The 6938-nt window shown below is 69.2% G+C and carries 8 protein-coding genes; 6 read left to right on the forward strand and 2 right to left on the reverse strand.

Going from position 1 to position 6938, the window contains the following annotated elements; genetic code table 11:
* The first annotated feature begins 111 nt into the window (after nucleotides 1-111).
* Nucleotides 112-1581 carry an amidohydrolase family protein gene (locus IEY87_RS13615; protein ID WP_189138990.1) on the forward strand — a complete coding sequence of 490 codons (1470 nt, stop codon included), beginning with the start codon at nucleotides 112-114 and terminating at the stop codon, nucleotides 1579-1581.
* A gap of 147 nt (nucleotides 1582-1728) precedes the next feature.
* Complete coding sequence (locus tag IEY87_RS13620) at nucleotides 1729-1989, forward strand: class I SAM-dependent methyltransferase (protein WP_225277359.1); 261 nt, start codon at nucleotides 1729-1731, stop codon at nucleotides 1987-1989.
* 156 nt (nucleotides 1990-2145) lie between these two features.
* Here the strand turns inward: IEY87_RS13620 and tnpA are convergent, their stop codons facing one another.
* A complete protein-coding gene (gene tnpA, locus IEY87_RS13625) occupies nucleotides 2146-2574 on the reverse strand; it encodes an IS200/IS605 family transposase (protein WP_189138991.1) in 429 nt (142 codons plus the stop codon).
* A gap of 23 nt (nucleotides 2575-2597) precedes the next feature.
* Here tnpA and IEY87_RS13630 point away from each other — a divergent pair, with 23 nt between their 5' ends.
* Together IEY87_RS13630 and IEY87_RS13635 are read left to right on the forward strand one after the other, a co-directional pair.
* Nucleotides 2598-3875 (forward strand): RNA-guided endonuclease InsQ/TnpB family protein, encoded by a 1278-nt coding sequence (locus IEY87_RS13630; RefSeq protein WP_225277358.1) that lies wholly within the window; start codon nucleotides 2598-2600, stop codon nucleotides 3873-3875.
* Nucleotides 3820-4305, forward strand: coding sequence for a class I SAM-dependent methyltransferase (locus IEY87_RS13635; RefSeq protein WP_225277357.1), 486 nt, complete (start codon nucleotides 3820-3822; stop codon nucleotides 4303-4305). The genes IEY87_RS13630 and IEY87_RS13635 overlap by 56 nt, the downstream gene beginning before the upstream one ends.
* Before the next feature lie 86 nt (nucleotides 4306-4391).
* On the opposite strand, the gene IEY87_RS13640 is transcribed toward IEY87_RS13635, so the two are convergent.
* A complete protein-coding gene (locus IEY87_RS13640) occupies nucleotides 4392-4970 on the reverse strand; it encodes a TetR family transcriptional regulator (RefSeq protein ID WP_189138992.1) in 579 nt (192 codons plus the stop codon).
* Nucleotides 4971-5323: 353 nt separating this feature from the next.
* Here IEY87_RS13640 and IEY87_RS13645 point away from each other — a divergent pair, with 353 nt between their 5' ends.
* On the forward strand, nucleotides 5324-6709 hold the full coding sequence (locus IEY87_RS13645; protein ID WP_225277356.1) for an L-lactate MFS transporter: 1386 nt from the start codon (nucleotides 5324-5326) through the stop codon (nucleotides 6707-6709).
* 32 nt (nucleotides 6710-6741) lie between these two features.
* The gene (locus IEY87_RS46665) at nucleotides 6742-6873 is read left to right on the forward strand and encodes an MFS transporter small subunit (RefSeq protein ID WP_263652116.1); all 132 of its coding nucleotides are present in this window, start codon (nucleotides 6742-6744) and stop codon (nucleotides 6871-6873) included.
* Nucleotides 6874-6938: the final 65 nt, after the last annotated feature.

Consider the following 6938-nt stretch of genomic DNA (forward strand, 5'->3'; position numbering starts at 1 on the left):
AGCGGGGGTATTGACATGAAGACCAAATGCCTTCATCGTTACAGCAACATTTCACATGTCCGCTGTGCGGCGGCTTGTCCGTCACTCCGGTGATGAGAGAACTGGGACATCATGAGCGAGACGACCACCTCCGATACCTCTGCCACCGATCGCCCTGTGGTCTTCCGTGGCGGGACCGTACTGACCATGGACGACCGGCACACCGTCCTGCGTGACGCCGACGTCCTGGTGATCGGTGAACGCATCGAGGCCGTCGGCCCGCATCTCGACGTCCCGGCGGAGACCCTCGAGATCGACGCCCGTGGCGGCATCATCATGCCCGGCATGATCGACACCCACCGGCACCTGTGGCAGACGGCCATGCGCGGCTATGGCGCCGACTGGACCCTCACCCAGTACTTCGTCTGGTACTACCTGGAGTCGGGCAAGTTCTTCCGGCCGGAGGACATCTACGCGGGCAACCTGCTCGGCGCCATCGAGGCCCTGGACGCCGGCGTGACCACCACGGTCGACTGGTCGCACGGGCTGCAGACGGTGGATCACGCCGACGCCGCGGTCGACGCCCTGGAGGCGGTCCCCGGCCGGTTCGTGCTCGGCTACGGCAACATCCAGCAGGGGCCGTGGGACTGGTCGGCCAAGCCGGAGTTCAGGGACTTCGTCACCCGGCGCATCGACGGCCGCGGGGACATGCTCGGCTTCCAGATGGCCTTCGACGTGACCGGCGACCCGGAGTTCCCCGAGCGCGCCGCCTTCGAGGTGGCCCGCGACCTCGACGTGCCGGTGAGCACGCACGCCGGCGTCTGGGGCGCCACCAACGACGACGGCATCCGGCTCATGCACGAGAACGGGTTCATGACCCCGGCGACCATCTACGTGCACGCCGCCACGCTCAGCCCCGACTCCTACAACCGGATCGCCGCCACCGGCGGCTCGGTGTCGGTCTCCACCGAGAGCGAGCAGAGCGCCGGCCAGGGCTACCCTCCCACCTGGCGGCTGCGTAAGCATGACATCCCGGTGTCGCTGTCCATGGACACCAGCGCCTGGTGGAGCGGCGACCTGTTCTCCGCCATGCGCACCACGCTCGGCGCCGACCGCTCCCGCGAGCACCTGGAGGCCCACGCCCGCCAGGAGACCATCACCCACTGCACCCTGCGTGCCGAGAACGTGGTCGACTGGGCCACCCGGGGCGGCAGCAAGGCCCTCGGCCTGGACAGCGCCATCGGCAGCCTCGAACCCGGCAAGAAGGCCGACATCGTCCTGATCAAGAACGACCGCTCACCGGTGATGTTCCCGATCTTCAACCCGTACGGCCACATCGCTCTGCAGGCGCAGCGCGGAGACGTGCACACGGTCCTGGTCAACGGGCGCATCGTCAAGCGCGACCACCAGCTCGTCGGCATCGACCTCGACCGGGCCCGGCAGGTCGTCGAGCAGACCGTCGACTACCTGCGGGCCGAGCTCGGCGAGGAGGCGTGGGAGAAGGGCATGAACCCCGACGTCCCGCAGGTCGAGGTCCTCGACAACCCGTACACCTACACCGACTACGGCACGTCCGCGACGCACACCGACAGCTCCGAGTAGACGCCCCGCGCGAATCCCGTGGACTCCTGTGGCCGGCATCGTGACGGTGCCGGCCACTGGCGATCCCCCTGCATACAGGCCAGGTAGGAGCTGAACCACGTCCCGCTTGAGGCCGGCAGCCGGCAGCCGGCATGCGATCATGGGCCGATGCCGACAACCTGGGACGAGGCGTTCGCCGGCCGGTACGACGAATGGTCGGCCCACATGACGGCCGACATCGCCTTCTACGTGGATCTCGCGCGGGCGGCCGACGGGCCGCTGGTCGAGCTGGCGATCGGCAACGGGCGGGTGGCCATCCCGGTCGCGCGGGAGACCGGCCGGCCCGTCGTCGGCATCGACATCTCGCCGGCGATGCTCGCGCAGGCGCGCGCCCACCGCCGGGGTGACACTCGACCTGCGCGAGTGTGACCTGCGCGAGCTCGCCCTGGACGAGCCCGCGGCGCCGATCTACCGATTCCGTCTGTAGTGCTCCGGCCTTCAGGCCGGGGGTGAAGCGGACTGTCCCGCGTAGTGGGGCAAGAACAGCCGATTCGCCACCAGGTGAACCGGCGTCCACCCTCCCGATCAGACCGGCCGGTTCTGCTGCTCGATGTACTGCTTGACCACAGTCAGCGGGGCCCCGCCAACCGACCCGGCGAAGTAGGAGCCAGACCAGAAACGGCCACCGGACTGGTGGTCGCGGACGTGCGTGCCGAACTCCTTGCGCAGCATCCGAGCCGAGACCCCCTTCAGCGAGTTGACCAGCTTGGACAAGGCGACCTTGGGCGGATAGTGGACCAGTAGGTGAACGTGGTCGTCTTCGCCGTTGAACTCGCGAAGCTCGACCTCGAAGTCGGCGCAGACCTCCCGCATGATCTGTTCGCAGCGGACCAGCATCGGGCCGGTGAAAGCCCCCCGCCGGTACTTGGTGAGGAATACCAAATGGGCATGAAGGTGATATTCGACGTGTCTTCCGGTACGCACATCGGGGTTCGGTTCCCATCTCGGTGACATAAACCAAATGATACGATCACGGTGTGGAGTTGGTGAAACAAGCGCGGGCGCAGGTGGCCCGGCTGGAGTTGAGCGCGGCCCAGGTGGCGGTGCTGGACGGTCAGGCGCACACCGCCCGCGCGCTGTGGAACCTGCTGCACGAGTACGTCACCTTCCGGCAGGGCCGCCTCGCGACCTTGAAGCAGTGCGACGACGCCATCCGGGCGGCCCGCCGCGAGATCGACTGGCTGGGCCAGTTGCCCGCCCAGGCGGCTCAGGCGGTGCTGAAGACCTACCGGCAGGCATGGGCCAACTTCTTCAACCCCGAGCATCCCGCCGAACGCCCGACGTTCAAGGCCCGGTTCCGATCCCGGCCTGCCGTCGACGTCCCGCAGGCCCGCGACCTGCAGATCAAGCGCATCAACCGGCGCTGGGGCGCGGTCAGCCTGCCCAAGATCGGGCGGGTGCGGTTCCGCTGGACCAAGGACCTGCCCGGCGTCACCCAGGGCGGCCCGGCCGGGCGGATCACCGGAGCCCGGCTGGTCAAGGACGCCTTCGGCTGGCAGATCGTGTTCCGCACCGAGACCATGGCCGCCCCGGTCACCGTTCCCCATCCCGGTCCGGCTGTGGGGATCGACCGGGGGATCACCGTCGCCCTGGCGTTGTCGGACCAGACCACACGCGAGCACGGCCCCTGGTTGAGCGCCGGTGAGAAAGAGCGCCTGCGCCGCCTGGAGAAGAAATCCGCCCGCCAGCGCGCCACTCGCGCCACTCGCACCCCCGGACAGCCGGCCTCGCATCGGCTCGGGCGCACCTATGGCCAGATCGCCCGGCTCCGCGCGACAGCCAAGCGCCGAGCCGTCGACTGGCAGCACCGGACCACCACCGAACTCGCCGCCACCTTCGGCGTGGTCGTGGTGGAAGATCTGAAGATCGCGAACATGGTCCGCTCCGCCAAGGGCACGATCGAACGACCCGGCCGCAACGTGCGGCAGAAGGCAGGGCTGAACCGCTCCATCGCCGGAGAGGCGTGGGGCCGCACGGTCACCCTGATGGAGTACAAGACCCGTGACCGCGGCGGCCAAGTGCTGAAGGTCCCCGCCCCCGGCACCTCGCAGACCTGCCACCGGTGCGGGCACCGCGACCCGGCCTCCCGTGACGGCACCCGGTTCTCCTGCACCAACCCCGCGTGCGGGTGGACCGGCCATGCCGACACCAACGCCGCGATCAACATACACAACGCCGCAGGAACTGCGGTGTCAGGACGTGGAGACCTCGGGGATACCCGGTCCACGAAGCGTCAACCCCCGCACGCCGCTTAACCGCTACGCGACGGGAGAATCTCCGGCTTCAGGCCGGGGAGGAGTTCAATGCCCGTTCCGGTCGCTCCAGCACCTGCCCACGTGGGCCGACCGCCGCCGTACGTTCGAGCGCGTCGCCGCCTCGCTCCGGCCGCAGGGCCGCTTCGCCTTCAACGCCATCGCCTTCGACCACCAGATCGCCGCGCGACTCGACGGCGAGCGGCAGGAGCGGCCCGTGCCGCACACGATCCGCTACGCGGTCGGGGACAACCGGATCGACCTCGTCCTCGACGACGGCGCGACGAGCTCCTTCTGGTGGGCGACGAAGAACGAGTGGCTCGGCCTCCTCGACGTCGCCGGCCTCGAACTGGAGGCCCTTTACGGAGGTTTCGGACGCGAGCCGTACACCGAGGACAGCCGGGAGTACGTGTTCGTCGCCCGTCGCCCGTAGCGCGAGGGCGGAGCACGTCGCCCGTAGCGCGAGGGCGGAGCACGTCGCGCCGGCCGCCGTCGCGGCGATCGTACGGGCTGAGGGCTTCAGAGGCGTAGGCCGGACTCCAGGTGGGCCAGCGCCCGGTCGATCTCGGCGGGGCCGTCCAGGGCGGGGTCCTCGGCCCACTGCAGCCAGACCATCGCCACGACCCCGAAGACCGCGCCGATGACGTCACGCAGCCGGGGGTCGTCCGGGGCGCAGCCGGCCCTGTCCGCCAGGATCTCGCGAATCTCCCGCACGAGGGCGGGACTTCCGCGCAGGTTCGCCGTCACCAGCTCGGGGACGGTGGCCGCGAACACCTCGCGCGCATGCCCGGCGGCGATCTCCTCGGCGGGCAGGGTGGCGAACGCCGTGCGGAAGGCGCCGCGCAGGACGGCGACCGGGGCGCCCGGCGGCTGAGCGGTCAGAGCCTCCATGAGGGGTGGGAAGCGGTCGAGCGTGGCCAGATCTTCCTTCGTCGGGAAATAGCGGAAGAAGGTGGCCGGGGAGATCTCGGCGGCCTCGGCGATCTGCTCGATGGTGGTGGCGCCGTAGCCGCGTTCACGGAAGAGCCTGAACGCCTCGCGCAGGATCGCCTCCCGGGTCCTGGCCTTCTTGCGCTCGCGCAACCCACCCGTACCCATGACCGAATTCTATGGTGACGGTCGACTTTCATATTTTGTCCGGCACCGCGCTCAGCCGACGGGCTCCACAACTCCCGCCAGGCCCTGTCCCGTGCCCCTCAAGCGGCCCCGGCTGCGGTGACCGACTACCTGACCGCCGCCGTGCTCACCGTTGACCACCGCGCCGTGGGCGGTGCGCCGCACGCATGGCCTGCCGGCCCAGCACCACCTGAGGGTCCACACCGTAGGCCCGGCGGCACGGATCGTCTCCGAGGCGAAGCCGCCATCGCATCCGTCCGGAAGTAGCGAAAAATTCAATCAATCAACGCATTTCGGTCTCGACTGCGGACTGCTCACCACATACCGTATACGGCATGTCCGGCGATATGATCTCCCCGGCTCGATCCCCGTTCACCCCCGCCTTCCTCGACCGCTCGCGAACCGTGGCACCCCCAGGCTGGAGCCGCTGGCTGATCCCCCCAGCTGCTCTGTCCGTCCACTTGGCGATCGGGCAGGCGTACGCGTGGAGCGTGTTCAAGCCGCCATTGGAGTCCTCCCTCGGCCTGTCCGGCACGATGAGCGCCCTGCCGTTCCAGCTCGGCATCGTGATGCTCGGCCTGTCCGCCGCGTTCGGCGGCACGCTGGTCGAGCGCAACGGGCCACGGTGGGCCATGTTCGTCTCGATGACCTGCTTCTCCAGCGGCTTCCTGCTCTCCGCGTTCGGCGTGGCGATCGGGCAGTTCTGGCTGGTGGTGCTGGGATACGGCTTCATCGGCGGCATCGGACTCGGCATCGGCTACATCTCCCCCGTCTCCACCCTGATCAAGTGGTTTCCCGACCGGCCCGGCATGGCCACGGGCATCGCCATCATGGGCTTCGGCGGCGGGGCGCTGATCGCCTCGCCCTGGTCGGCGGGCATGCTCAGCACGTTCGGCACGGACACGACCGGCATCGCCCAGACCTTCCTGGTGCACGGGATCGTCTACGCGGCGTTCATGTCGGTAGGGGTGCTCCTGGTCCGGGTGCCGCCCGAGGGCTGGCTGCCCCAGGGCTGGACCCCCTCCCGGGCCGCCGCCAAGCCGCTGGTCACCACCGCGGACGTCTCCGCGCGCAACGCGATCCGTACCCCGCAGTTCTGGTGCCTGTGGATCGTGCTGTGCCTCAACGTGACCGCGGGCATCGGCATCCTGGAGAAGGCCGCCCCCATGATCAGGGACTTCTTCTCCGGCACCGCCACCCCCGTCGCGGTCGGCGCGGCGGCCGGCTTCGTCGCGCTGCTCTCCCTGGCCAACATGGCCGGCCGGTTCGTCTGGTCCTCCACCTCCGACCTGATCGGCCGCAAGAACATCTACCGCGTCTACCTCGGCGTGGGCGGGCTGCTCTACCTGACGATCGCGCTGGCCGGCGACAGCTCCAAGCCGCTGTTCATCATGTGCACGATCGGCATCCTGTCCTTCTACGGCGGCGGATTCGCGACCGTGCCCGCCTACCTCAAGGACCTGTTCGGCACCTATCAGGTGGGGGCCATCCACGGCCGGCTGCTCACCGCCTGGTCGGTCGCGGGCGTCCTCGGCCCACTGATCATCAACGCGATCGCCGACGCGCAGCGGGCCGCCGGCCGGTCGGGACCCGCCCTGTACACGACCTCCCTGTACATCATGATCGCACTGCTCGTGATCGGGTTCGCGGCCAACGAGCTGATCCGCCCGGTCGCCGAGAAGTTCCACGAGCGCGTGCCGGAAACCCCGGCCACCCGCTGACCGTGACGTGACGAGCCGATGAGGACTCCCCCATGAGCGACTCCCGCATGAGCAACGACAGCCGCACCCTGCTGATGGTCCTGGCCTGGGCCTGGGTCGGAGTGCCCTTCGCCTTCGGTGTGTACGAGCTGGTCCTGAAGCTCACCCAGCTCTTCGCCGGGTGACTTACGGGGATTCTCCGCTTCGCGGCGGGGTGGTAACGCCGGGTGGTGGCGGGCCTGAACGGAGG

This window comes from Nonomuraea glycinis (assembly GCF_014646515.1).
Taxonomy (GTDB): Bacteria; Actinomycetota; Actinomycetes; order Streptosporangiales; family Streptosporangiaceae; genus Nonomuraea; species Nonomuraea glycinis.